The organism is Xanthomonas sp. AC360 (assembly GCF_979258225.1).
Genome location: NZ_OZ409846.1, coordinates 1836717 through 1860732, shown reverse-complemented (window position 1 = coordinate 1860732; position 24016 = coordinate 1836717). Strand labels below are relative to the sequence as shown.

Below are 24016 nucleotides of genomic sequence, written 5' to 3'. Positions count from 1 at the left end.
GCACAAGGACAGCGACCCCATGGACATCCATCCCATCGCAGCGGACAAACGCGAGGCAGTGCTGGCGGCGTTGCGTGAGATCGAGCAGCAACATGAGGTCCGCATTCTGCTGGCGTGCGAATCGGGCAGCCGCGGCTGGGGATTTTCGTCGCCCGACAGCGATTACGACGCACGCTTTGTCTACGTCCATCGGCGCGACTGGTATCTGAGCGTCAACGAAAGCACCGGACCCGGCGAGCCGCAGCGCGACGTGATCGAACTGCCGATCTCCGACGATCTGGATGTCAGCGGCTGGGACCTGCGCAAGGCATTGCGGTTGGTCTCCAAGTCCAATCCGACGCTGCTGGAATGGCTGCATTCGCCGGTGGTGTATCGGCAAGATCCGGTTGCTGTCGAGCAGTTGCGGGCGATCGCCACGCACTTCTATTCACCGCTTGGCACTTGGTGGCATTACTTCAACATGGCCAAGAGCAACTATCGCGGCTACCTGCGCGGTGAGCGGATTCGTACCAAGAAATATCTGTACGTCTTGCGCCCGATTCTGGCCTGTCAGTGGATCGAGCGCCGCCAGGACATGCCGCCGATGGCATTTGAATTGCTGCTGGACGAACTGCTGCCGAGTGGAGACCTGCGCGAGGAAATCGAGCGTTTGCTGGCGCTCAAGCGCATCTCCACAGAAGTGGAAGATGGACCAAGGATTGCGGTGATCAGCGATTTTATCGAAGCAGAACTCGACCGCATGGGCACGGCGCAGCCACAGCTGCCGGCCGGCAGCGGGCGTTCGGATGCCCTGGACACCTTGTTTCGGCAGATGCTCTCCAACGACGCTGCATCGCCCTGAGGCATTGCGCTGCGCTGCAGTGACTGGCTCTCGACCGCCGGTCACTGCAGCGCAGGGCTGGCGATGTCGGCGTATCGGCCTGGTCTCACAGAAGGCAAACACCGACATGTCACGTAGCTCCAGGTCTGCACACCTTGCCAGCGAATGCACTGAAGCGATGGCGTATCCCGATTAGCGAAGCCCCAGCCGAACAGAGGCGTTACGGGTGGACCAGACGGTCGATGGAAACGCGATAGATGTTGCTATGATTTGCCAACGCCGACACATTTCACTAAATGAACGCATTTGGCACGCTACGGACCGCAACGTTTCGCATCGCCGGTCCTGTTCTGTTTTTACTGCTGGGAAGTATCTCCACCGCCCATGCCAATACCGAAGAAGATGGCCGATATTGGTTGAGTATCTACGCCCAGGGCAAATTGCCGGTCGAGAACCTTTACTGGAGCATGGATATTCATCCGCGCTGGCGCGAGGAAGGCGAGCAGTTCGATCAATTGATCCTGCGCCCCGCGGTGTTTTACCGGCTCAACCCCAAGGCCAGCGTCTGGATGGGGTATGACACCATCATCAGCCATCCGGCCGGTCAGCCGTCCAACCGCGAAAATCGCTGGTGGGGACAGTTTCAGTATCAGTTCGATCCGATCGCAGAGATCAGCATCACCAGCCGCACCCGTCTGGAGCAGCGCCACCGCGAAGACTTCAGCGACGAGGGCTACCGCGTGCGGCAAATGATCCGCGCCACCCGTCCGAGCGGATTCAGTCCGCAACTGTCCTGGGTGCTGTTCAACGAGCTGTTCGTCAATCTCGATCAGACGCAATGGGGCGCACGCCGCGGTATCGACCAGAACCGCGTCTTCGTCGGCATAAACTGGAAATTCAACGCCATTTCCAATATGGATGTGGGTTATCTCAACCAGTTCGTCAATACGCGCGCAGTGGACCGCGAAAACCACGTATTGATGACGACGTTCCGCTTCAACTTCTAAACGCCGCGGTAGCGCGCCGGCACCGAGTGCCGGATCGCGCCGGAGTTTGTTCGCGTGGACCGAAGCGGCAGCGCGTTTGCATCCGCACCGTGCGCCAACCCGCCACGATGCTGCGCGTATTGCCGACACCTCGGCAATACGCCGGATTACACCGGCAACAGCCGCTGTCGCAGCATTTCGGCAAACATGTCCACGGTCTTGTCGGCTGCCTGGATGATGCTGGCCATATGGATGAAGCCGTGCACCATGCCGGGAAAGGTGTGCACGCTGACCTCGACACCGGCTGCGCGCAGGCGCTCGGCATAGCGCAGGCCTTCGTCGTGCAGAACGTCGCGCTCGGCCAGCACGATCAGCGCCGGCGCAACGCCGCTCAGATCCGGAGCAAGCAGCGGCGAGACGCGCCAATCCAGGGCGATGGCAGGATCCTTGATGAAATGCTGGTTGAAAAACTGCGTGGCCTGCCGGGTCAGCGGTGGAATGTCGGCATTGGTCGTGCGGGACGGATACTCGCCGCTGTCTTCGCGTGCGTCTGTCAGCGGATACAGCAACAGCTGACAGCGCAGCGTAATGCCGGCATCGCGTGCCGCCACTGCAGCGGCGGCAGCCATCGCGCCACCGATGCTGTCGCCGGCCACCGCCAACCGCTGTGGATCTGCGCCGACCTGCTCGGGATGCGCGGCCAGCCACTGCACGGTGGCGATAACGTCCTCCACGCCGGCCGGCGCGGGGTGCTCGGGAGCCAGCCGGTAATCGACGGCCAGCACCTGGCAACCAGCGCGTGCCGCGAGCTGTCGGCACACATCGTCATGCGACTCCAGATCGCCCACCACGCCGCCGCCACCGTGCACAAACACGCAGGTTGGCGCGGGCGCATCGCTCAGGCCCGGCGGCCGATACAACCGTAGCGGCACGTTGCCAACAGCGGTGTCGGCCTGCACGGCACGTACCTGCGCCATCTCCAGCACCGGAAAGCCGAGCTGCGCGCCCAGCCCACGCATCATTGCGCGTGCGTCTGCCAGGGGCAGCGTTTCCATCGGCGGCTGGGCGGCCTGCTGGAGAACAGCGAACAGGCGAACGACATCGGGATCGAACATGGCGGTCTCGTTGGCAGTGGAGGACTACCGAGTTTGCCTGATACTTATTTTAAATAACCATTAAATTAAATAACTACCTGACCGGATGACGCGCGATCGCTTGGGCAGGCCGGTGCTGGCTTGATACAGAAGGGTTCCGACCTGCAACGCGTTACATCTTGCGGGCATGCACGCGACCACCTTGCAACGCCGATTGCTGCGTTGCATCGCGTGGATGCGCAACCGCATGCCGCGTGCGCAGACTTACAAGCGCAGACCGTGCGGGATGAAGCGGCAACGCGCCTCTTCCCCGTGCCGTCTTTTAGACGCACCGTGGCTCAGATCGCGTCAATCCCATCAATGCGCAAGCAACATGGTCGCGTCTGGACAGGTGCCGCGCGTGCCACGGCAGGCCCCGTGCCACCGGCCGCCGGGCAAGGCAATGCGCCGTGTGGCGCACGCAGCGATCAGTCGTCGTCTTCGGCGGCGGCTTCGCGGCCTTGCTGGCGGATCAGGTTTTCCTGCCGCGCGTCTTCAATGGAGGCGCGGATGGCGCGCACATCGGCGCGCTTGGTGTCGAACTTGAAGCGGCCGGTGAGCACGCTGTCCGGGCGCAACTCACCCTTTTCGTAAAGCGCCCACATTTCTTCGCCGTAGTGGGTGTCCAGCAGCTCCGGAGCGAAGCGGCCCAGGCAGTCGCGCAAGTTGTGCACATCGCGCAGCAGCATGTCGCGCGCGGCATTGTTGCCGGCGGCGCTGACCACCTGCGGGAAATCGATCACCACCGGGCCGTCGGGCGAGACCAGCACGTTGTATTCGGACAGATCGCCGTGCACCAGACCCAGCGACAGCATCTTGACCACATCGCCGATCAGGCTGACATGGAATGCGTGCGCCTGCTCCGGCTCCAGCTCCACTTCGCCCAGCCGTGGCGCGCTGTGACCGGCGGCGTCGGTAACCAGATCCATCAGCAGCACGCCATGGAAATAGCCGCGCGGCTTGGGCACGTGCACGCCGGCATCCACCAGTTGGTAGAGCGCGTCGGCTTCGGTGTTCTTCCATGCGGTCTCGGCTTCGCGGCGGCCGAACTTGGTGGCCTTGCCCATCGCGCGCGCCTGGCGGCTGCCGCGCACCTTGCGGCCTTCCTGATATTGCACGCGCGCCTGGAAGCTGCGTTGCGCCATGTCCTTGTAGACCTTGGCACACAGGATGTCGGCGCCGGCGCTGACCACGTAGACGGAGGCTTCCTTGCCGCTCTTCAGTGGTCGCAACACTTCGTCGATGACACCGTCGTCGATCAGCGGCTGCAGGCCCTTGGGGGTTTTCATGGACGAGGGGGACCGATCCGAAACAAGTCAGCAGCGATTATGCGGCAAGCAGGATGAAGTGCTTACATGCGAGGCGCACAGTGCGACCGGAGGCAGGCATTGCCGCGAGCGCTTACCATGCGTGGACCTGCCTGACGCGCGATCCGATGCCCGAGCCCACCGCCAGCCGCCGCAAACGTCCCGCCGCCATCGCCGCGACCGGGAGCGAGCGCGGCCTGCCCTACGAGTTGATGCAGCAGATTGCCGCCGCCCAGGGCGACCCGGACTTCATGACCTCGCTGGGGCGCGGGCTGGTGGTGCTGAGCGTGTTCGCCCAGCACCCACGCGAGGTGACCATGTCGCAGATCAGCCTGGAAACCGGCATCTCGCGCGCGGCGGTGCGGCGCGTGCTGCATACGCTGGCCAAACTGGGCTATGTCGGCGAGCAGGGTCGTGGCTATGTGCTGTTGCCGCGCGTGCTGGGCATTGGCGGCGCGTATGCGGCGTCTTCTGCGATGACCGCGGCGGCCCAGCCGGTGCTGGACGGGCTGCGCGACCAACTGCACGAGTCCTGCTCGCTGGGCGTACTGGACGGCGACGACCTGCTGTACGTGGCGCGTGCGGAGACGGTGCGGATCATGTCGATCGGGCTACGCCCGGGCACGCGGTTGCCGGCCTATTGCACCTCGATGGGCCGGGTGCTGCTGGCGGCCCTGCCCGGCGATACCTTGCAGGCCTACCTGGAGCGCACCACGCTGCGCCCGCGCACCGACCGGACGGTGACCCAGGCCTCGGCGCTGCTGGAGGTCCTGGCGCGCGCGCGCCGCGAAGGCATGTGCCTGACCGACCAGGAGCTGGAAATCGGCCTGCGTTCGATCGCAGTGCCGGTGCGCAACCTGCGTGGCGAGGTGATTGCCGCGCTCAACATCGGCGCGCAGGCCGGGCGCGTCAGCCTGCAGACCATGCAGACGCAGTTGCTGGAGCCGTTGAAGCTGGCGGCGCAGCGCTTGGGGGCGTTGCTGAGTTAGCGCGTGCGGCGCGTCTTGAGCGCTGTAGCAGTCTCGATCCTGAGTGAAGCGGCCGAGGGCCGCGGGCTGCGCGTGGCCTGGGTCCCGCACACAAGCGTTGCTTGCCCCCCGCGCACAGCTGCATGTCATTGCTTCGCATGCAGCAGGCAGCGCGTTGGTCGCGTGCTCCTGCACCCTCCCGGCGCACCCGAAGCACCCGCCACCCGCCTCGGGGCTCAGCGCGGCCGACGCAGGAAGCCCACCACCGCCTCCACCCAGGCCGCGTGGGTGTCTTCCACATGCGCCACATGATCGGCGTGCGGCAAGGTGATCCAACTACGGTCTTGGCTGCCCAGGCGTGCGAACAGATGCGCGTTGTCCGCTTGTGTGGCGATGGGATCGTCGACGCCGCGCAGCAGCAGCACCGGCAACGTCGTGACCTGCTCGGGCTGGAACGCGAACTGCGCCATCGCGTGCCAGTCCGTGCGCACCGGGTCGGCCGCCAGCGACTGCGCCACGTAGGCCGCACGCACGCCAGGGGGCGCGGCGTTGGCAGTGATGAAATCCTCGCCGGCCGCCGCGGCGGTGGTGCGTGCGCGTAAGGGCTGGGCCGGTGTTGGCGCGTCGGTGGGCGGCGCATCGACATCGTCGGGGAAGCCGTACAGCACCATCGCGGACACCGCCTGCGGGTGTTGCTGGCCGACCAGCAGCGCGACCCGCGCGCCGTTGGAATAGCCGATCAAGGCGGGCGGCGGCAGACCCGGGTATTGCCGGGCAACCCAGGCCAGCACCTGCGCGACATCGCGCACCGCGCGGTCGGGCGTGTTCCATCCGCTGCGATCGCGTGCACTGCCGCCGTAGCCGCGCAGGTCCACCGCATAGGCGGCGAGCCCGGTCTGTGCGAAGGCGGCCAGCACCGAGCGCGAATCGGCCGCTTCGCCCGGCACCTGCAGGTCGAAGTTGGGCAGCGAACTCCAGGTCCGGCCATGCACCAGCAGTACTGTGCCGCGCGGCTGCGCTGGCACGCGCGACCACACCGCCAGTGCCTGGCCATCGTCGGCGCGCACCTGCGCCAGCTGGGTGCCGGGCCCGGGCTGCGGTTGTGCCCCAGCGGCCAGCGAGAACAGCAACAGCAGGAGCAGGTAGGCGGGTCGGAACGTCATGCGGCATCTCGTCATGGGCGCGATGGACTGGGCACGCTGCGCAGCATGGCAGGCAGACGCGAAAACGACGATGCGGGCCGCGTCAGGTCTCGGCAGCCTGTTCTTCCAGGATCGGTTTGGCCAGCGCAAAAGCGTGGTTGGCCGCCGGGACGCCGCAATAGATGGCCGCCTGCAGCAGCACTTCCTTGATCTGCTCGGGAGTGACGCCGTTGTTGCGCGCGGCGCGCACATGCAGCTTGAATTCTTCGTCGTGGCCCAACGCGACCATCATCGACAACGTGATCAACGAGCGGGTATGCGCAGGCAGGCCATCGCGGGTCCAGATGGTGCCCCAGGCGTACCGGGTGATCAGGTCCTGAAACTCGGTGGTGAGCTCGGTGCGTGCGGCCAGCGAGCGCTCGACATGCGCTTCGCCCAGCACACGGCGGCGTTCGCGCAGGCCGGCTTGATAGCGTTCGTCTTCGTGCATGGGGCGTCCTCGTTATACGGAAAAGATCAGTCGGCTTGCAGGAACCCCAGCACCGCGTCGTTGAACGCAGCCGGCGATTCCAGATTGCAGATATGTCGGCCCGGTACCTGGGCGTAATGTCCGTCGGGCGCGGCGTAGGCGATCTCGCGCAGGTCCGGCGGCGGGCACACCGGGTCGTCGTCGCCGGCCAGGGCCAGCAGCGGCAGGTTCAGCCCATCCAGCGCGCCGCGGAAATCGGCCTCGGCCACCGCCTGGCAGCAGGCGATGTACCCATCCGGAGAGGTGGAGACGAAGGCGGCGGCGATCATGTCCAGGCGCTGCGCGTGGCTGATGGAAAATTCCGGGGTAAACCAGCGCTGCAGCGTGGCATCGATCAGCATCGGCAGGCCTTCGCTGCGCACCTGCTCGATGCGGGTTTCCCAGGTGGCGGTGCTGCCGATCTTTTGCGCGGTGGCGCAGACCACCAGCCGGCGCAGCCGCTGCGCGGCATGCAGCCCCAGCCACTGCCCGGTCAGCCCGCCGATCGACAGCCCGCAGAAATCGCTGCGCTCGATCTGCAAGGCATCCCACAGCGCCAGTACGTCCTGTCCCAGGTCGGCCACGCTGTAGGGGCCTGGCGGAGAGTCGGAATAGCCATGGCCGCGGCGGTCGTAACGCAGGATGCGGTAATGCGGGGCGAAGGCTTCGATCTGCACGTCCCACATGTGCATGTCGGTGCCGAGCGAATTGCAGAAGGTCAGCCAGGGCCGCCCGTCGGTGCCGTCCAGACGGTAATGCAGGCGATGCGTGGGCAATTGCAGATAAGCCATCGAAGCACCGTCAACGGGAAAAAGAAGCGGCCAGTACGCGATCGATCCAGACCGAGGACATGCCGCGCCAGCTGTCGCTATCGAACACCGCCTGCAGTTGCGCGTGCGTGAGTACTGCACTCACCTGCGCGTCCTCTGCCAAGACCTCGCGCAGATGCCGCTGCTGCGCCTGCGCCTGCGCCACTGCCTGTTCGACCAGCGCGTGTGCCTGCGGCTTGCCGAGCTGCGGGGCCAGCGCGAACACCACCGCCTCGGCGTAGAGCACGCCGCCATGGCTGTCCAGGTGCTGGCGCATGCGCGTGCGGTCCAGTTCCAGCTCGGCCAGGCAGGCCTGCATCTGCGCCAGGCTGCCGGCAGTCAGGCAGACGATCTGCGGCAAGGTGTCCCATTCGGCATGCCATTGCCCGGCGGCACGCTCGTGCGGCTGCGCCATCGCACTAAACAAAGTAGAAATCAGACCGGGCACGCGGGTGGCCGCGGCCACCGCCGCCACGCTGGAAACCGGATTGCGCTTGTGCGGCATCGCCGATGAGCCGCCCTTGCCGGCCGCCGCGGGTTCAAACGCTTCGCCGACCTCCGATTGCATCAGCAGCACCACATCGCCGCCGATCTTGCCCAGCGTGCCGGCGAGCAGGCCGAACGCGCAGCCAACCTCGACGATGCGGTCGCGCGCGGTGTGCCAGGGCAACGCAGGCAAGGGCAGCGCCAGGGTGGCGGCAAGCGCCTGGGCCACGTCCAGGCCGCGCTCCTGCAATGAGGCCAAGGTGCCGGCCGCGCCACCGAATTGCAGCACCAGCGCGTCGTGCCGCAACGCGTGCAGGCGCCGATGCGCGCGCTGCAAGGCATCCAGCCAGCCGACCACCTTGAGCCCGAAGGTCACCGGCACGGCCTGCTGCAACAAGGTGCGCCCGGGCAGACCGGTGTCGCGCTCGCGTGCGGCCAACGCGGCCAACGTGTCGCACAGACGCTGCAGGCGCGGCAGCAGCAGATCGAGCGCGGCGCGCAGCTGCAACACGCTGCCGGTATCGATGACGTCCTGACTGGTGGCCCCCCAATGCACCCAGCGCGCGGCCGCAGCATCGTGCGCGGCGACGCGCGCGGTCAGCGCCTTGACCAGCGGAATGGCGGGGTTGCCGGCGAGCGCGGTGGCCTGCGCCAAGGCCGCAATGTCGTAGTGCTGCACATCGCAGGCCGCTGCGATGGACGCGGCAGCTTCGGCAGGAATGACATCGCACTGCGACTGCGCGCGGGCAAGCGCGGATTCGAAGTGCAGCATGGCCTGCACACGCGCCGCATCGTTGAACACTGCGTCGCACGCAGGCTCGCCAAACAAGGATCCCAACAACAAAGACGTCGCACTCATGCATCGCATCTCTTGGCGTGCCGGCAGCATGGCACCGAAGCACGGGGGTGCCAACTAGACGTTAGGGCAATACGCGCAGCGCCCGCAGCACGGTCGCAGCGGGCGAAGGTGACAGCGTGCACCCCTGGTTTGCATGCATGCCTTGGGCACCCCGATGTGCGCTTGTGCACCTAACAGGCTGCCGTGCGCGGCGCTGCATGCCGCCTAGCCAGGCCAGCGGCGCACGTGCAGACACAGGCCGTCGTGTGCGGCACGTGCGCCGATCTACGGATCAATACCGGAAGAACACGGTCTCCGTGTCGCCTTGCATATGGATATCCCAGGCATAGGCGCCATTGCCGGATGGCTGGGCCAGCAAGGTGGCGCGGCGCGCGGCCGGCACCAGCGCCAGGATCGGGTCGCTGCCCAGCTGCGGGTCATCGGCGAAGTACAGGCGCGTCGATGCGCCACGCAACAGCCCGCGCATGAACACCAGCACGCTCAAATGCGCGGCCTGCGGCGTGCCCTCCGGCCCGGCGACGGCGCCCGGCTTGACCGTGCTGAAGCTAAAACGCCCCTGCGCATCGGTCGGCACCCGGCCCCAGCCATCGAAGCTGGCGTCGTGCGTCTGGTAACGGCTGTCGGCGGCATGCGCATAGATACCGGCGGCATCGGCTTGCCACAGTTCCAGCACCGCATCGGCCACCGGGACGCCGGCACCATCGAAGACGCAGCCGCTGATCTGCACATGCGTGCCGGCGGCCTGCGCCGGTGCGAGCTGGTCGCGATACAGCGGTTCCAGCCCAAGCCGGTAATACGGGCCGACGGTTTGCGAAGGGGTTGCGTGCAGGCTCATCGATTCACTCCCAGACCGTTTGCTTGCGGCCGCGCAGCACGATGTCGAAGCGGTAGGCCAGGGCATATTCGCTGATGGCGTTTTCCCAGTCGAAACTGGACACCATGCGCTCGCGCGCCAGCGCATCGTCGACGCAGTTGTAGATGGGGTCGTGCGCCAGCAGCGGGTCGCCCGGGAAATACATCTGGGTGATCAGCCGTTGCCCGATGCCATCGCCGTGCAGCGAAAAATGGATGTGCGCCGGCCGCCAGGCGTTGTAGTGATTGCGCCACGGATACGCGCCCGGCTTGATGGTCTTGAAGACGTAGCGGCCATGCTCATCGGTGAGCACCTGACCAGTGCCGCGGAAGTTGGGGTCCAGCGGTGCGTCGTGACGATCGCCAGCATGCTGGTAACGGCCGGCCGCGTTGCATTGCCACACTTCCACCACGCTGTTGCGCACCGGCTTGCCGTTTTCGTCGAGCACGCGGCCGGAAACGATGATGCGCTCGCCCAGCGGCTCGCCACTGAACCCTGCGGTGAGGTCGGCAGCATGCTCGCCCAGGGTGAGCCGATCCAAACGCGGGCCGGTGACTTCCGACAGCGTGGCCGGGATATCGATGGGCGCCTGCGTTGGGCCGCGCAAGGCGGTTGAGGCGTAGGCCGGATGCAGATAGGCCGGCTGCGTGCCCGGCCGGGTGCGGCGGTAGCCGAGCAGCGGGTCTGCAAGTGTCGAATCATCGGGGGCATCGCGCATCGTGAGATCTCCCTGCGCCGCACTGCGGCATGGTCAAGCGGTGTAGGTGTGCGGTGGCAGCGCAGTGGTTGCAGTGGGCTGGCTCACAGGCGCTCGATCGCCAGTGCCACGCCCTGCCCCACACCGACGCACATGCTGGCCAGCCCGAGCCGGCCGTTGCACGCTTCCAGTTGCCGCAGCAAGGTGAGCGCCAGCCGCGCGCCACTCATGCCGAGCGGATGACCGAGCGCGATGGCGCCGCCGTTGGCGTTGACATGCGCGGCATCGTCGGGGAACCCGAACGCACGCGTGCACGCCAGCGCCTGCGCGGCGAAGGCTTCGTTGAGTTCGATCGCATCGAACTGCTCGATGCGCAAGTTCAGCCGCGCCAACAGACGCTGCGTGGCCGGCACCGGGCCCATGCCCATGTAGGCCGGCTCGACACCTGCCGACGCAAAACCCAGCACGCGTGCGCGCGGGGTCAACCGATGCGTCTGCACGGCCTGCGCGGATGCCAACAACAACGCGGCAGCACCATCGTTGATGCCGGACGCATTGCCGGCAGTCACGCTGCCGGGCTGGCGGAACACCGGTTTGAGCTTGGCCAGCATCTCGATGGTGGTATTCGGGCGCGGGGCTTCGTCGTATTCGACGGTGACGGCATCGCCGCCCTTGCGTGCAGCCACCGGCACCGAGGTGATCTCCGCATCGAAGAAACCGGCCGCCTGCGCCGCCGCCACACGTTGCTGGCTGCGCAGTGCGAAAGCGTCCTGATCCTCGCGCGTGATGGCATGGCGCTGCGCGACGTTTTCGGCGGTTTCGCCCATCAACTCGGTGCCGTAGGCGGCTTGCAGGCGCGGGTTGATGAAACGCCAGCCCATGGTGGTGTCTTCCAGCTGCTGGGTGCGGGCGAAGGCGCTTTCGGCCTTGCCCATCACCCAGGGCGCGCGCGACATCGATTCGACACCGCCGGCGATGGCCAGCCCCAGCTCCTCGGCGCGGATGCCGCGCGCCACCGTGCCGATCGCATCCAGCCCGGAACCGCACAAGCGATTGAGCGTGCTGCCCGGCACAGAGCTCGGCAGGCCCGCCAGCAACAGGCTCATACGCGCGACATTGCGATTATCTTCGCCGGCCTGGTTAGCGCAGCCCAGATACACATCGTCGATGGCGGCCGGGTCCAGCTGCGGATGACGGGCCAGCAACGCGGCAATCGGCACCGCGCCCAGGTCGTCGGGACGCACGCTGGACAGCACGCCGCCGTAACGGCCGATGGGCGTGCGGATGCCGTCGATCAGATAGACCTCGCTCATGCCTCCGCTCCCGCCGAATGGGTGCCATGCGCGGCGTCGGTACGCGCCTGCAGCGCGCGCAATGCCTGCAGCTCCGTCGTGCTGGGCGGTGCGGTCTGGGCGAGGTCGTCGGCAAAGCGGATCGGCCAGCCAGTCGCCGCGCTGACCTGCTCGCGGCTGATCCCCGGGTGCAGCGAAGTCACGATGAGTTCGCGGGTCACCGCATCGGGTTCCATCACGCACAGGTCGGTGACCACCACGGTGGGGCCGGCGCCGGGCAGGCCGGCACGCGTGCGCGCATCGCCACCGTCCAGATGCCCGACCGTGGTGATGAAGTCCAGCACCGACACGAAGCTGCGTTTGGACTGCCGCATGATGATGAACACCTGCTTGGCGCTGGCCGCGATTTCCGGCGCGCCACCGGCGCCGGGCAACCGCGTCTTTGGCGCAGCGTAATCGCCGATCACGGTGGTGTTGAGGTTGGCGTGGCGATCGATCTGCGCCGCGCCCAGGAAGCCGACATCCACCCGGCCGCCCTGCAACCAGTAGCGAAAGATCTCCGGCGTGGAGACCACGGTGTCGGCAGTCTCGGCCAGCTCGCCGTCGCCGATCGAGAGCGGCAGCACGTCCGGGCGTGCGCCAATCGGGCCGGATTCGTAGATCAGGGTGACATCCGGCGCATGCGTGAGCCGGGCCAGATTGGCCGCGGTGGACGGCAGACCGATGCCGACGAAACACACCGCCTCATCGGGCAGGCGGCGCGCCGCGGCCACGGTCATCATTTCGTTGGTGCTGTACGCGCTCATGCGGCCACCTGCTGCTGCGAGTGCTCATACACGCGCATGAATGCGGCGAAGTCGTCGGTGTCCAGGATATGCGTCTGGATCCACGCCTGGAAACGCGCGCGGTCGCGCGCAATCGCGTCCCAGGCCAGATAAAACCGGTTGTCGCGGGCGTAGTAGCCATGCGCGTACGACGGCGCCGCCCCGCCAGGCACATGACACACCGCATCGACCACCCAGCGCGGCAGGATGCAGGCATTGGGTGGCGCGTCGAGCGTGTCGACGATTTCTTCCACCGTCACGATCAGCTTGCGCGCGGCCAGTGCCGCCTCTTTCTGCACCCCAAGAATCCCCCACAGCAAGACGTTGCCGCGTCGGTCGGCCTGCTGTGCGTGGATGACCGTGACATCGGGGTTCACCGCCGGCGTGGTGGCCAGCGTTTCGCCGGTGTACGGGCATTGCAGGAACTTGATGCTGTCGTTGACGCGCGGCAGGTCCGAACCGACATAGCCGCGCAGCACCGCGAATGGCAGGCCCGACGCACCGGCCACGTAGGCGTTGGCCATGTCGGCATGGCTATGTTCGCGAATCTGCAGCGGCTGCGGCCAGGCGTGTTCGACCGCATCGCGCAGCCGGTGCAGCGAGCCGACCCCCGGGTTGCCGCCCCACGAAAACCGCAACGCCGATGCGCAGCCGGCGCCGATCAGCTGGTCGTAAATCAGGTCCGGTGTCATGCGCACCAGACGCAGCTCGCGTTTGCGCTGACGGATCACTTCATGGCCGGCCGCATGCGGGATCAGATGGGTGAAACCCTCCATCGCCACGCAATCGCCGTCGGCGATCAGGTGGGACACCGCATCTCTCAGGGAGACGATTTCGACCATGGCACCACCCCGCGCTGAACGTGCAGCCACGGTAGAGCCGGCCGAACAGCGCGGTCAATACGATTATCGGCGATTGAATTCGATAATCGCACAATTTCCATCTGGCAATAACGCTCCGACATTGTCTCCGGTGTATACATAACTTCGCTCGCAAGCAGACGCCAGCGCTGGAATGCGCGCTAACTGGTTGCCGGCCGACGCAGTGCGTCGAGTCGTATCCCAGGTTGTATACAAAAACCCCAGGAGTCACGGTCATGTCCCAGTCCAAGCCGCTGTTTCCCCTCAACGCGTGGTATGCCGTCGCCTGGGACCACGAAATCAAGCACGCCCTGACGCCGCGCAAGGTCTGCAACCTGGAAGTGGTGGTCTACCGCACCACGGCCGGCGCAGTGGTCGCCCTGGAAGACGCTTGCTGGCACCGGCTGGTGCCGCTGTCGATGGGCAAGCTGCGCGGCGACGATGTGGTGTGCGGCTATCACGGCCTGGTCTACAACACCCAGGGCCGCTGCGTGCACATGCCCTCGCAGGAGACCATCAACCCGTCCGCCTGCGTGCGCAGTTTTCCGGTGGCCGAGAAGCATCGCTACGTGTGGATCTGGCCGGGCGACCCGGCGCAGGCCGACACCGCGCTCATCCCCGACCTGCACTGGGCGCACGACCCGGCCTGGGCCGGCGATGGACGCACCATTTACGCCAAGTGCGACTACCGACTGGTGCTGGATAACCTGATGGACCTGACCCACGAGACCTTCGTGCACGGGTCCAGCATCGGCCAGGACGAGATCGCCGAAGCGCCGTTCGATGTCGTGCATGGCGACCGCTCGGTGGTGGTCTCGCGCTGGATGCGCAACATCGACCCGCCGCCTTTCTGGGCAAGCCAGATTGCGAAACACCTGGATTACCACGGCAAGGTCGACCGCTGGCAGATCATCCGCTTCGAAGCGCCCGGCACCATCGCCATCGATGTCGGTGTGGCCATCACCGGCACCGGCGCGCCGGAGGGCGACCGCAGCCAGGGCGTCAACGGATACGTGCTCAATACGATTACGCCGGAGACCGACACCACCTGCCACTACTTCTGGGCGTTCATGCGCAACTACGCGCTGCACGATCAGTCGTTGACCACGCTCACGCGCGCCGGCGTCACCGGTGTGTTCGGCGAGGACGAGGCGATCCTGGAAGCGCAGCAACGCGCCATCGATGCGCACCCGGATCACACCTTCTACAACCTCAACGTCGATTCCGGCGGCATGTGGGCACGGCGGGTGATCGATCGTCTGATTGCCCAGGAACAGCGCGCGCAGGATCTGTCGCTGCGCATGGTGGGCTGAGCGCAGCGCACAGGAGACCGCCATGCCACCGACCACACCGTTCCACAGCAGCGCGGCGCAGACCACCCGCGCGCTGCTCTCGCTGCGTGAGCTGATCCTCGACGGCACCCTGCCCTCTGGTGCGCGATTGTCTGAGCTGGCCGTGGTGCAACGGCTGGGCATGTCGCGTACGCCGGTACGTGCGGCATTACAACGCCTGTGCGAAGAAGGCCTGGCCCGCGCACTGCCGGGTGGCGGCTACGCGGTGCAGGCTTTCAGCGAGCGCGACGTGCACGACGCCATCGAACTGCGCGGCACGCTCGAAGGGCTGGCCGCACGCATGGCCGCCGAGCGCGGCGTCTCGCACGCGCAGCTTGCCCAGGCGCACGCGCTGCTGGCGGAGATCGATGCCATTGTCGGCACGCCACCGCAGGCTATCGACTTCGCCGCCTATGTCCAGGCCAATGCGCTGTTCCACGCCTTGCTGGTGGCGATGGCCGGCAGCGACGTGCTCGGCCGAGAACTCACCCGCGTGCTGCAGCTGCCATTCGCTTCGCCCAATAGCCTGGTCATGGCACAGACCAGTGCTGCCGACGCGCATGTGATCCTGACCCTGGCACAGGACCAGCATCGCGAAGTGATTGCCGCCATCGAGCAGCGCCACGGCAGCCGCGCCGAAGCGCTGATGCGCGAGCACGCGCGTCTGGCGCACCGCAATTTACGCCACATCCTGCAAACCCCCGCGGCCATCGCCCAGGTGCGCGGCGGCGCACTGATCGGCCGCGCCCATGCATTCAACGCCGGCAGTGCCCGGCACGCTCTTCTGCCTGGAGTTCCTTATGCGTAAAGACACCCAATGGCATCGCGCCCATGTCGTCAGCATTGCCGACGCCTGCGACGGTGTGCGCGAAATCGTGCTCGATCCGGGCACCGCAGCACGCACCTTCGAGGTGGGCAGCCACCTGGATTTTCGCGTGCAATTGCATGGCCGCAGCGATGTGCGCTCTTACTCGCTGGTGGGCGAGCCGCGTGCGGACGGGCATTACCAGATCGCGGTACGGCAGATGCCGGACAGCCGTGGTGGCTCGCGGCATATGTGGACGCTGCAGCCCGGCGATGCGGTGGAGATATCTCCCCCGAACAACAACTTTGCGCTGGACGAACGCGGCGAAGAAATCCTGTTGATCGCCGGCGGTATTGGCATCACACCGATCCTGGGCATGGCGCAGCGGTTGGCGCAGCGGCACCAGGCGTTTCGCCTGCTGTATGTCGGGCGCTCGCGCAGCGCGATGGCCTACGTGGACCAGTTGGAAGCGCTGCTCGGCGCGCGCCTGCAGCTCCATTGCGACGACGCTGACGGCCCGCCCGATCTTGCCGCCGAACTGGCGCGATTGTCGCCCAATGCCGAGGTCTACGTGTGCGGCCCGTTGGGGATGCTGGAAGCGGTGCGCCAACACTGGCATGCCGGCGGTCGCCCGCGCGCGCGGTTGCATTTTGAAACCTTCGGCAATAGTGGCCGGGTGCCGGCGCAGGCGTTCGTGGTCAAGCTGCCCGGGCTCGGCCTGGAAGTGCCGGTGGCCGAAAACGAATCGATGCTCGATGCGCTGGCCGATGCCGGGGTGGAGCTGATTGCCGAATGCCGTCGTGGCGAATGCGGGTTGTGCGTGGTGGAGGTGCTCGACAGCGCGGCCGATATCGATCACCGCGATGTGTTCTTCAGCGACGAGCAACGCCGCGAAAATCGCAAGCTGTGCGCCTGCGTGTCGCGTGCGGTGGGCGGCAGCATCAGCATCGATACTGGCTACCGCGGCGGGCTGGGCTGAGCGTAGCCGTCATGCTGACCGCGCCCGCCATTGCGCCAGCGCGGTGCTGCTGACTCGCCATGCGCCGTGCGACGGCGCAGAGCGATCGGTCCGCTTGGCGGACCAAGGCCTGCAACCGCTGTGCTTGCATCCTCACGCGCATGCGCGATCATCTGCGCATGGAGTCAACTCACTACAGGACTGTCCCGGCGCCGGCCTTGAACCCGCGCCAGGAGCAATTGGTGGCGCTGGTGCGGCAGCAGGGCTTTGCCGATGTCGAAGGGCTGGCCACGCGCTTTGAGGTCACCCCGCAAACCATTCGGCGCGATCTGACCTTGCTGTGCGATGCCGGCGTGCTGCGTCGCTACCACGGCGGGGTCAGCATGCCCTCCAGCGTGGAAAACCTGGCCTACACCGCGCGCAAGGCGCTGCAGGCACGCGAAAAGCAGCACATCGCCACGCACGTCGCGCGCTTCATTCCCGACGATGCCTCGCTGTTCATCAACCTCGGCACCACCAACGAAGAGGTCGCGCGCGCATTGCTGCAGCATCGCGGCCTGCGCGTGATCACCAACAACCTCAACGTGGCGGTGATGCTCAGCGCCAACCCGAGTTTCGAGGTGATCGTGGCCGGCGGCGTGGTGCGCGGGCGCGACCAGGGCGTGACCGGCGAGGCCACGGTGGAGCTGATCCGTCAGTTCAAGGTGGACTTCGGGGTGATCGGCATTTCCGGGATCGATCTGGACGGCACCCTGCTGGATTTCGATTACCAGGAAGTGCGGGTGGCCCAGGCCATCATCGAGCACTCGCGCCAGGTGGTGCTCGCTGCCGACCACAGCAAGTTCGGCCGCAACGCCATGGTGCGGCTGGGCGCCATCGCACAGGTGCACGACTGGTTCACCGACCGACCGCCGCCGCAGGAACTGGCCAGCGTGCTGGCCGAGGCCGGCACCCGGGTGCACCTGGCGAGCGCAACCGACGCCGGCTGAGAGATTGTTCGTTTAAGTACGTTTGCGATACGCAGATGCCGTCCTGGCCCCTTAATTGATTCATCGGCTCAATGAATTATCAATTTCCGATGGGCCGCATGATCTGAAAACCCTTTCACTCAAAGGCACCCACGTCTTCACGTTCCGAAAAGGTTCGATGTTCGAATATGTTCGAACATGAAAACTTAGGTTCGCTCCTCAGCGCACCTGGACGGAGATACCGATGGGCGAGACGTACGATCTTCTGGTGGTAGGCGGCGGTATCAACGGGGTCGGCATCGCCCGCGATGCGGCCGGGCGCGGTCTGTCGGTGTGTCTCTGCGAGCAGGACGATCTTGCCTCGCATACCAGTAGCGCCAGCACCAAGCTGATCCATGGTGGGCTGCGCTATCTGGAGCAATACGAGTTCGCGCTGGTCGGCAAGGCACTGGCCGAGCGCGAAGTGCTGTTGCGCCTGGCCCCGCACATCATCTGGCCGCTGCGCTTTCTGTTGCCGCATCAGCCGCATTTGCGCCCGGCCTGGATGATCCGCGCCGGCTTGTTCCTGTACGACCACCTTGGCGGCAGCAAGCGCAGCCTGCCGCGCTCGCGCAGGCTGTCGCTGCGCACACACCCGGTCGGGCAGCCGTTGCAGGAATCGCTGCGCACCGGCTTCGTCTATTCCGATGCCTGGGTGCAGGACGCGCGCTTGGTGGTGCTCAATGCGATGGATGCCGCCAAGCGCGGCGCCAAGATCCACACCCGCACGCGCTGCGTGGGTGCCTGGCGCGATGCTGGCTTCTGGTACGCCGAGCTCGAAGACCGCGACGGCCGCCGCCGCACCGTGCAGGCGCGCGCACTGGCCAATGCGGCCGGGCCGTGGGCGGTGTCGTTCCTGGACAAGGTGGCGGCGGTGCCGCATCAGCACGCGCTGCGCCTGGTCAAGGGCAGCCATATCGTGGTGCCCAAGCTGTTCGATCACGATCACGCCTACATCTTCCAGCAACCGGACCGGCGCATCGTATTCGCCATCCCGTACGAGCATGACTTCACCTTGATCGGTACCACCGATGTCGACTACGAGGCCGACCCCGCCGCACCCAAGATCGACGCGGCCGAGGTGCAGTACCTGTGCGATGCGGTGAACCTGTATTTCCAGCAGCAGATCAGCCCGCAGGACGTGGTGTGGAATTACAGCGGTGTGCGCCCGCTGCTGGACGATGCCGAAGACAATGCCGCCGAAGTGACCCGCGACTATCAATTGGAAGTCATCAACGACGGCGCGCCGCTGCTCAACGTGTTCGGCGGCAAGTTGACCACCTACCGCAAGCTCGCCGAAGAGGCGGTCGACCGGCTCACCCATGTGCTGGGCGTCCGCAAGCCGGCATGGACCGCGCGTGGCGACGCACTGCCGGGCGGTGAACAACGCGATATCGCCAGCCTGCTCGAACGTGTGCGCAGCGCGCGCCCCTGGTTGCCTGCCGCCACCGCGCAGCGGCTGGTGCGCAATTACGGCACCTGTGCAGAGCAACTGTTGGGCGATGCGCAGAATGTGGCCGGCCTGGGCACGCACTTCGGCGCAGACCTGTATCAGGCCGAGGTGGACTACCTGCGTCAACACGAATGGGCGCAGACCGCCGACGATATCCTGTGGCGTCGCAGCAAACTCGGGCTGCGGATCGATGCAGCCGGACGTGCGCGGCTGGAAGACTATCTGCAGACGCAGGCGCCCCAACCAGCCGATGCCGCAACTGTTTGAACACACCGCGTTGCCGGCGAGGACGGGTCGTCCGGCAACGTATCCTGGCGCACTGCCTGCATCACCCTGTGGAGGGCACCCCCGATGAGCACGACCCACTCCCCCTGCGCGCCAACGCGCGCGTCGCAATCCCCTGTTCGTTGCAATGACCTGCTCGCGGGCCTGCGCGCATGAGCCGTCAACTCGTGGGTGAGTTGATTTCCGAGGCGATCGCGATGTTCATCATCATCGCGCTCGGCGATTCGGTCGCGGCGATGTACATCCTCTACGACCCCAGTCCTTACCAGAACGCCTATTGGGGCGTGTGTATCGCCTGGGGCCTGGCGGTGACGCTGGCGATCTACGTGACCGGCTCGGTGTCGGGCACGCACGCCAACCCGGCAGTGACCCTGGCGTTGGCGCTATTCCGCGATTTTTCGTGGAAGAAGGTGGTGCCGTACTGGATTGCGCAGGTCATCGGCGCCTTTCTGGGCGCGGCCATCGTCTATCAGTTGTACGGGCCGGTGATCGACCATTTCAACCAGGTGCAGCAGCTCACCCGCGAAGCAGGCGGCGCGGCCGGTGTGTTCTTCACCGCACCCGGTCTTGCGGTCACCCCGATGCATGCGCTGGTCGACCAGATCATCATCACCGCGTTCCTGATCTTCGGCATCTTCGCCATCACCGAGCGCTTCAACGAAGCTGCGCCGGGCGCCAATTCCGGCGCGTTGATGATCGGCCTGCTGGTGGCAACGCTGGGTGCGTCGATGGGCTATCTGGAAGCGTGGGCGATGAACCCGGCGCGCGATTTCGGCCCGCGTCTGTTCGCGTATTTCGCCGGTTGGGGCGAGGCGGCGTTGCCGGCCAAGGACAATTACTGGTGGATCCCGATCGTCGGCCCGTTGATCGGCGGGCCGATCGGCGCACTGGCCTACCAGTGGCTGATCCTGCCGTTCCTGCCGGCGCGCGTGCGCCATCTGCAGGGCGACACCGCGCCGCTGGATCCGCGCTAGTCGCCGTGCAGTGAATCGACCACCACGACGATGTGCGGGCCGCCGCTAACCGGCAGCCCGCACATCGCTCCCAGGCTGCACCGACCACTCTCGCCGCGCGCCAATGCCGGCATTGTTTGAGGAATCTTCGATGGAAAAGCAATACGTCCTTGCGATCGATCAGGGCACCACCAGCTCGCGCGCGATGTTGTTCGATCGCCAGGGCAAGGTGGCCGGCGTGGCGCAGCGCGAATTCGGGCAGATCTTCCCGCAGCCGGGCTGGGTGGAACACAACCCGCGCGAGATCATGACCAGCGTCTACACCACCATTACCGAGCTGCTCAACAACGCGCAGATCGATGCGCGCTCGATCGCCGGCATCGGCATCACCAACCAGCGCGAAACCGCGGTGGTGTGGGACAAGGCGACCGGCCAGCCGATCTACAACGCCATCGTGTGGCAATCGCGGCAGACCAAAGACATCTGCACCCAGCTCAAGGAAGCCGGCCATGAGCAGATGGTGCGCGACAAGACCGGGCTGCTGATCGATGCGTATTTTTCCGGCACCAAGGTCAAGTGGATCCTCGATCACGTGGAAGGCGCACGCGAGCGCGCACGCAACGGCGAACTGGCCTTCGGCACCATCGACAGCTGGCTGATCTGGAACCTCACCGGCGGCAAGGTGCACGTGACCGACTACACCAACGCCTCGCGCACCATGATGTTCAACATCCACACCCTGGAATGGGATGCGGAACTGCTGGAGATGCTGGACGTACCGGCGCAGATGCTGCCGGAGGTGCGCTCCTCCAGCGAGGTGTATGGCATGACCCAAACCCAGTATTTCTACGGCGAACAGGTGCCCATCGCCGGTATCGCCGGCGACCAGCAGGCGGCGTTGTTCGGCCAGGCGTGTTTTGAGCCGGGCATGGCGAAAAACACCTATGGCACCGGCTGTTTCATGCTGATGAATACCGGCGACAAGGCGGTGATCTCCAAGGCCGGCCTGTTGACCACCATTGCTTGGGGCATCGATGGCAAGGTCGAGTACGCGCTGGAAGGCGCGATCTTCGTCGCCGGCTCGGTGGTGCAGTGGTTGCGCGATGGCTTGCGCATGCTGGGCAAGGCCAGCGACTCGCAGGCCTATGCCGAACGCGCTGGCGATAACGATGGCGTCTACCTGGTGCCAGCCTTCGTCGGCCTGGGCGCGCCGTATTGGCGCAGCGATATTCGTGGTGCGGTGTTCGGCCTGACCCGTGGCACCAGCAAGGAACACTTCGTGCGCGCGGCGGTCGAATCCATGGCGTATCAGACCCGCGACGTGCTCACCGCGATGCAAAGCGATTCGGGCATCGAGTTGAAGGAACTGCGCGCCGACGGCGGCGCGATCGCCAACGATTTCATGGCGCAATTCCAGAGCGACATTCTCAACGTGCCGGTGCTGCGCCCGGAAGTGGCCGAAACCACCGCGCTCGGTGCGGCGTATCTGGCAGGTCTTGCAACCGGCTTCTGGAGCAGCCGCGAAGAAATCGCCAAGCAATGGGCGGTGGATCGACGCTTCGAACCGGCCATGGCCGAGGAAAAACGCGAGCAACTGTATGCCGGTTGGCAGCAGGCGGTGGAAGCGACAATGGGCTTTAAGATCAGCTGAGCGGCTGCGCCTGATGGTGGCTGCTGGCGTGCGTCCTGCTGCAGTGTTTGCTGGTTACCCAACGCATCTATCGCCGGCCTGCACCGTGCAGGCCGGCGATACGTCACGCGATTACTGACCGCTGGTATTTGCGCGGCCGGCAATGGTGTCCGGGTCCCAATGTTCCTTGATCAGACCCTTTTCGATACGGAACATGTCGAACCAGGTAGTGGTATAGGTCTTGCCCGGGTTACGCGGGTCCGGCAGCGTGCGGACCGACACCAGCGTGACCAGATCGCCATCGGCGGTGATGGCCACCAACGGCAACTGCACGCGCGGCTGCACCGGGGTGGGCCTCACGAAGGCGGTCAGAAATGCAATGAACGCATCGCGCCCGTTGGCGACATTCGGGTTGTGCTGGATGTAGTTCTTGTCCATGTACATCGGCGCGTACTGCACCTGCCCCGCTTCGAACACGATGCGCCAGAAGTCGTAGACCAGGCGCTTGTTGGCGGTTTCGTACCAATTTGAACCCAGCAGCATCTTCTGGTGATTGGTATTTTCAGTGACGGCGGTCTGTGCGAACGCCGCCATCGGTGCGACCAGCATGATCAGCAACAAGGCGCGGGAAACAATCTTTTTCATGGGGCTCTCCTGGGAGGAAACGGGTCGTGCGCTCGCGGGGGAGTTGGCGCACGGCTCGCTATTGGGGGAATGACGCGTCCTTGCATGGACAGCAACCGCCACGCGTCCATGCCACCCTACCGAGCACATCCGCTGCCGCGCTAGCCACCCGGAAGTGCACCAGGGCATTTCAAAACTGCCTGGTGATAAAAAAATTACCTTCGAAATGGCTGCGTCAGGCCCCGGCCAACTCGGCCATCGGCAGCCCCGCATAGTTCTCCGCGATAGTCGCGCGGCCGGCCTCGCTGCCGAGCAGATACTCCAGCTCGGCCTGGCGGATGCGTGCAGTAAAGGCATCCTCGTCGTCGAAGGTGTGCAGCAGCGTGGTCATCCACCACGAAAACCGCTCGGCCTTCCACACCCGCTGCAGCGCCAGGGACGAGTACTGCTGCAACACGTCGGCATCGCCGGATGCCTTCCAACGCGCGAACAACTGCGCGAGCAGGCCGACATCGGCCAACGCAAGGTTCAGCCCCTTGGCGCCGGTGGGCGGCACGATATGCGCGGCATCGCCGGCCAGAAACAGGCGGCCGTATTGCATCGGTTCGGCGACGAAGCTGCGCAGCGGCGCGATGCTCTTTTCGATCGACGGGCCGGTGACCAATTGTTCGGCCAATGTTGCCGGCAAGCGTGCGCGCAGTGCATCCCAAAACGCCGCATCGCTCCAGGCTTCCACACGGGCGTCTGCCGGCACCTGCACGTAGTAGCGCGTGCGGGTGGGCGAGCGCATCGAGCACAACGCAAAGCCGAGCCGATGGCGCGCATAGATCAGCTCATCGTGCACCGGTGGCGTATCGGCCAGCACGCCTAACCAGCCGAACGGATAGACGCGCTCGAACAGGCGCATGCGCTCGGCCGGGATGCTGGCGCGGCTGACCCCATGAAAGCCGTCGCAGCCGACGATGTAGTCGCAGGCAACGCGCAGGCGGGCACCGTTATGCGTGAACTCGACGCTGGGTGCGGCACTATCCAACGCGTGCAGGGTGACGTCGCGTGCGTCGTAGTAGGTGGGCGCACCGCTGCGCTGACGCGCCTGCATCAGATCGGCGGTGACTTCGGTCTGGCCATATACCGTGACGCCGCGGCCGCAGCCGCGCAGCAGATCGATGCGCTCACGCTGGCCATCGAGCGATAGTTCGAAGCCGTGATGCGGCAGCCCTTCGCGCTGCACGCGCTCGCCGACACCGGCGCGTTGCAGCAGCTCCACACTGCCCTGCTCCAGCACACCGGCGCGGATGCGCCCCACCACGTGTTCCGGCGTCTGCCGTTCGATGATGAGGGTGTCGATGCCGGCGCGCAGCAACAGCTCGCCCAGCAGCAGCCCGGATGGCCCGGCACCGATGATTGCAACCTGCGTCCGCATGGG

General features: G+C 65.8%; 23 protein-coding genes. 10 read left to right on the top strand and 13 right to left on the bottom strand.

What is annotated here, in order from left to right:
- The first annotated feature begins 19 nt into the window (after positions 1-19).
- Both ACZZ0O_RS07920 and ACZZ0O_RS07915 read left to right on the top strand, forming a co-directional pair.
- A complete protein-coding gene (locus ACZZ0O_RS07920; RefSeq protein WP_115561047.1) occupies positions 20-841 on the top strand; it encodes a nucleotidyltransferase domain-containing protein in 822 nt (273 codons plus the stop codon).
- A 275-nt stretch (positions 842-1116) separates the two neighbouring features.
- Positions 1117-1827: a DUF2490 domain-containing protein gene (locus tag ACZZ0O_RS07915; RefSeq protein ID WP_115558789.1), complete on the top strand. Its 711-nt coding sequence runs from the start codon at positions 1117-1119 to the stop codon at positions 1825-1827.
- Positions 1828-1973: 146 nt separating this feature from the next.
- Here ACZZ0O_RS07915 and ACZZ0O_RS07910 read toward each other — a convergent pair whose 3' ends face one another.
- Both ACZZ0O_RS07910 and ACZZ0O_RS07905 read right to left on the bottom strand, forming a co-directional pair.
- Entirely contained in the window at positions 1974-2921 is a 948-nt protein-coding gene (locus ACZZ0O_RS07910) for an alpha/beta hydrolase (protein WP_463590473.1), read from the bottom strand.
- Between the two features lie 446 nt (positions 2922-3367).
- Positions 3368-4228 (bottom strand): PA4780 family RIO1-like protein kinase, encoded by an 861-nt coding sequence (locus ACZZ0O_RS07905; protein WP_115512800.1) that lies wholly within the window; start codon positions 4226-4228, stop codon positions 3368-3370.
- Positions 4229-4374: 146 nt separating this feature from the next.
- Between ACZZ0O_RS07905 and ACZZ0O_RS07900 the strand changes: the two genes are divergently transcribed.
- Positions 4375-5235, top strand: a complete 861-nt coding sequence (locus ACZZ0O_RS07900; RefSeq protein ID WP_115528165.1) for an IclR family transcriptional regulator domain-containing protein — start codon at positions 4375-4377, stop codon at positions 5233-5235.
- Between the two features lie 215 nt (positions 5236-5450).
- Here the strand turns inward: ACZZ0O_RS07900 and ACZZ0O_RS07895 are convergent, their stop codons facing one another.
- The 9 genes from ACZZ0O_RS07895 to ACZZ0O_RS07855 form a co-directional block, all read right to left on the bottom strand.
- Positions 5451-6377 carry an alpha/beta hydrolase gene (locus ACZZ0O_RS07895; protein ID WP_463590472.1) on the bottom strand — a complete coding sequence of 309 codons (927 nt, stop codon included), beginning with the start codon at positions 6375-6377 and terminating at the stop codon, positions 5451-5453.
- 82 nt (positions 6378-6459) lie between these two features.
- Complete coding sequence (pcaC, locus tag ACZZ0O_RS07890; protein WP_055853377.1) at positions 6460-6846, bottom strand: 4-carboxymuconolactone decarboxylase; 387 nt, start codon at positions 6844-6846, stop codon at positions 6460-6462.
- Between the two features lie 26 nt (positions 6847-6872).
- Positions 6873-7655, bottom strand: a complete 783-nt coding sequence (gene pcaD / locus ACZZ0O_RS07885; protein WP_055853379.1) for a 3-oxoadipate enol-lactonase — start codon at positions 7653-7655, stop codon at positions 6873-6875.
- Positions 7656-7665: 10 nt separating this feature from the next.
- Positions 7666-9018, bottom strand: a complete 1353-nt coding sequence (locus ACZZ0O_RS07880) for a 3-carboxy-cis,cis-muconate cycloisomerase (RefSeq protein ID WP_463590471.1) — start codon at positions 9016-9018, stop codon at positions 7666-7668.
- 271 nt (positions 9019-9289) lie between these two features.
- Entirely contained in the window at positions 9290-9853 is a 564-nt protein-coding gene (pcaG, locus tag ACZZ0O_RS07875) for a protocatechuate 3,4-dioxygenase subunit alpha (protein ID WP_115526838.1), read from the bottom strand.
- 4 nt (positions 9854-9857) lie between these two features.
- Positions 9858-10589, bottom strand: coding sequence for a protocatechuate 3,4-dioxygenase subunit beta (pcaH, locus tag ACZZ0O_RS07870; protein WP_115526837.1), 732 nt, complete (start codon positions 10587-10589; stop codon positions 9858-9860).
- 83 nt (positions 10590-10672) lie between these two features.
- Positions 10673-11881: a 3-oxoadipyl-CoA thiolase gene (pcaF, locus tag ACZZ0O_RS07865; protein ID WP_463590470.1), complete on the bottom strand. Its 1209-nt coding sequence runs from the start codon at positions 11879-11881 to the stop codon at positions 10673-10675.
- Positions 11878-12666 carry a CoA-transferase subunit beta gene (locus ACZZ0O_RS07860; RefSeq protein WP_463590469.1) on the bottom strand — a complete coding sequence of 263 codons (789 nt, stop codon included), beginning with the start codon at positions 12664-12666 and terminating at the stop codon, positions 11878-11880. The genes pcaF and ACZZ0O_RS07860 overlap by 4 nt, the downstream gene beginning before the upstream one ends.
- The gene (locus ACZZ0O_RS07855) at positions 12663-13526 is read right to left on the bottom strand and encodes a CoA transferase subunit A (RefSeq protein WP_311239531.1); all 864 of its coding nucleotides are present in this window, start codon (positions 13524-13526) and stop codon (positions 12663-12665) included. Before ACZZ0O_RS07855 ends, ACZZ0O_RS07860 begins: the two co-directional genes overlap by 4 nt.
- Before the next feature lie 254 nt (positions 13527-13780).
- On the opposite strand from ACZZ0O_RS07855, the gene ACZZ0O_RS07850 reads away from it, so the two are divergent.
- From ACZZ0O_RS07850 to glpK, 7 genes are all read left to right on the top strand, one after another.
- Positions 13781-14857 carry an aromatic ring-hydroxylating dioxygenase subunit alpha gene (locus tag ACZZ0O_RS07850; RefSeq protein ID WP_055853391.1) on the top strand — a complete coding sequence of 359 codons (1077 nt, stop codon included), beginning with the start codon at positions 13781-13783 and terminating at the stop codon, positions 14855-14857.
- Positions 14858-14879: 22 nt separating this feature from the next.
- On the top strand, positions 14880-15683 hold the full coding sequence (locus tag ACZZ0O_RS07845) for a GntR family transcriptional regulator (RefSeq protein ID WP_055853392.1): 804 nt from the start codon (positions 14880-14882) through the stop codon (positions 15681-15683).
- Positions 15676-16659: a PDR/VanB family oxidoreductase gene (locus ACZZ0O_RS07840; protein WP_055853394.1), complete on the top strand. Its 984-nt coding sequence runs from the start codon at positions 15676-15678 to the stop codon at positions 16657-16659. The genes ACZZ0O_RS07845 and ACZZ0O_RS07840 overlap by 8 nt, the downstream gene beginning before the upstream one ends.
- Before the next feature lie 140 nt (positions 16660-16799).
- Positions 16800-17627, top strand: a complete 828-nt coding sequence (locus tag ACZZ0O_RS07835) for a DeoR/GlpR family DNA-binding transcription regulator (protein WP_055853396.1) — start codon at positions 16800-16802, stop codon at positions 17625-17627.
- 223 nt (positions 17628-17850) lie between these two features.
- Complete coding sequence (gene glpD, locus ACZZ0O_RS07830; RefSeq protein WP_115584294.1) at positions 17851-19365, top strand: glycerol-3-phosphate dehydrogenase; 1515 nt, start codon at positions 17851-17853, stop codon at positions 19363-19365.
- Positions 19366-19535: 170 nt separating this feature from the next.
- A complete protein-coding gene (locus tag ACZZ0O_RS07825) occupies positions 19536-20357 on the top strand; it encodes an MIP/aquaporin family protein (RefSeq protein WP_055853399.1) in 822 nt (273 codons plus the stop codon).
- Between the two features lie 130 nt (positions 20358-20487).
- Complete coding sequence (gene glpK, locus ACZZ0O_RS07820) at positions 20488-21987, top strand: glycerol kinase GlpK (RefSeq protein ID WP_463590468.1); 1500 nt, start codon at positions 20488-20490, stop codon at positions 21985-21987.
- A gap of 111 nt (positions 21988-22098) precedes the next feature.
- Here glpK and ACZZ0O_RS07815 read toward each other — a convergent pair whose 3' ends face one another.
- Together ACZZ0O_RS07815 and pobA are read right to left on the bottom strand one after the other, a co-directional pair.
- Positions 22099-22611: a nuclear transport factor 2 family protein gene (locus ACZZ0O_RS07815; protein WP_055853403.1), complete on the bottom strand. Its 513-nt coding sequence runs from the start codon at positions 22609-22611 to the stop codon at positions 22099-22101.
- Between the two features lie 214 nt (positions 22612-22825).
- Positions 22826-24013, bottom strand: coding sequence for a 4-hydroxybenzoate 3-monooxygenase (pobA, locus tag ACZZ0O_RS07810; protein WP_463590467.1), 1188 nt, complete (start codon positions 24011-24013; stop codon positions 22826-22828).
- Positions 24014-24016: the final 3 nt, after the last annotated feature.